The organism is Sulfurimonas sp., assembly GCF_032250635.1.
Taxonomy (GTDB): Bacteria; Campylobacterota; Campylobacteria; order Campylobacterales; family Sulfurimonadaceae; genus Sulfurimonas.
Map to the genome: position 1 here is coordinate 1 of NZ_JAVVFL010000256.1, position 2,112 is coordinate 2,112.

2 protein-coding genes are annotated in these 2,112 nt (G+C 39.6%); one reads left to right on the top strand and one right to left on the bottom strand.

Annotated features, from left to right (window positions below; translation table 11 throughout):
* Positions 1-15: 15 nt before the first annotated feature.
* Positions 16-1,782, top strand: a complete 1,767-nt coding sequence (locus tag RQ763_RS11475) for a diguanylate cyclase (protein ID WP_314153122.1) — start codon at positions 16-18, stop codon at positions 1,780-1,782.
* Positions 1,783-1,812: 30 nt separating this feature from the next.
* Here RQ763_RS11475 and RQ763_RS11480 read toward each other — a convergent pair.
* Positions 1,813-2,112: c-type cytochrome (locus RQ763_RS11480; protein WP_409932389.1), on the bottom strand; the 300-nt coding region annotated here is incomplete at its 5' end.

Sequence of the window (2,112 nt, forward strand, 5' to 3'; positions counted from 1 at the left end):
CCTAAAATTTGAACTATGCGTAACGCCGTTTTTATCTTGTTTTTTTTTAGTTCTCTACCGCTCGCACCACTGCAAGCACAACTAAGCGCCGCTTTTCAAGAAGACGATTACAGTTTTAATCAAGGCGTAGATTTATACCACGAAAGTCAGTACGCCGCAGCAATGCAGAAATTTGAGGCGGTGTTAGAGCGCAACCCCAACACCAACAAAGCTGCCGATTGCGCCTACTACATCGCCAACTGCGCCATCCGTTTAGACTATATGAATGCCGACCAAATGATGGAGGATTTTGTAGAAAATCACCCCAATAGCCCCAAGCGGAACAAAGCTTATCTAGAAGTCGCCAATTACTATTTTGACCAAGGGAAATATCCGCAAAGCCAAAAATGGTATGCCAAAGTAAAAGGCGACCAGCTTTCGCGCACCGAACGTCAGCAAATGATTTTTAACAACTCTTACAATGCCTTTGTGGCTAAACGCTACGACGAGGCTGCTAAAGGCTTCAATCAACTCATCACCCATCAAAAATACGGTAACGACGCCAAGTATTACTTAGGCTACATCGCCTACCAGCAAGACCGCTACGACGAAGCCGGCGCCTTGTTTGAAAGTGGAAATACTCAACGTAACCAAAACACAGCCTATTTTGAAGCCGATATGAACTTTAAGCAAGGTAATTTTGAAAAAGCCATTACCAAAGCCCAAGAGCAGCTACCCAATAGCAATCCTAAAGAACGCTCTCAACTCAATAAAATCATCGGCGAAAGTTATTTTAACCTTGAGCAGTACGATCAAGCCATTCCTTATTTAAAAGAATACAAAGGCCTGCGCGGTAAATGGAACAACACCGACTATTACCAATTGGGCTTTGCGTATTACCACCAAAAAGACTACCCCAAGGCCATTGCAGAATTCAACAAAATTATAGACAATCATGTAATAGTCTCCTATGCCGATTGTAACGGGATAATCACCGATGTAAGCAAAGCTTTTTGCTTAATTTGCGGTTATGAAAAATCAGAACTAATAGGAAAGAGCCACGATGTCATGCTTGATTCTAATGAGACAACTCTTATTAACGAGCTATGGAAGAGCATCTCACTCGACAATCAATGGAATGGAGAATTTAAAAATAGAAAAAAAGATGGCTCCCCTTTTTGGATAGATGGTTCAATAGCTCCCTACTACAGTTTTAAAGGAGAAAGATTAGGGTACATAATGGTGGCAAAAGATATAAGCGATAGAAAAATAGTAGAGAAACTCAGCATAACCGATGCGTTGACAAATCTCTATAACAGACGCTTTTTTGACGAGATATTTCAAAAAAAGCTCTCTTATGCCATAAGAGAAAAAAATAAATTTTGCCTATTTATGTGCGATATAGACAACTTTAAAAACTACAATGACATGTACGGTCATCAGATGGGAGACAAAGCACTGATAACTATATCAGAAAAATTAAAAGAGTATTTTAAAAGAGCGGGCGACTTTGTTTTTAGAGTCGGTGGAGAAGAGTTTGCCGCAATACTAAATATTGGAAATAGTGATAATATTGATAGCTTTATAGTAAAACTGCTAGAAAATATTAAAGATTTAAATATAGAGCACAAAGGGAACCCTCCCTTTGGCGTACTTACTATATCTTGCGGCGTAGTAGTTGCGGATTTTGCTCAGATAAGTAAGCCCTTCTCAACGGATGAGATCTACAAACTGGTCGATGATGAGCTATACAAAGCAAAGCAAAATGGGAAAAATAGAATCTCATCATTTTATGTTTCTTAATTTACACTAAACATCGAAAACGAGAGAAATTTAAAATTTTGAAATATGCTCTGCTAGCGCCTTTATCTCAACATCACTAAGCTTGGAAACCTGCCCTACCATTATTCCCTTCATGGCTTTGCCGTATGTTCCGGCTTTGTACCCATTAAGCGCGTCTTCTATTTTTTGAGCATCCCAACCTTTAATGATTTGCGATTTTCCAAGAGCAACTTTTGAGGCGTCTACTCCATGACATCCTGCACACACTTGATACAGTTTTGCAGCGTCAACTTGAATTTCGGCTATTGCCTTCTTTGCTTCTTCTACTTTTACTGCGACCTCTTCTTTGAC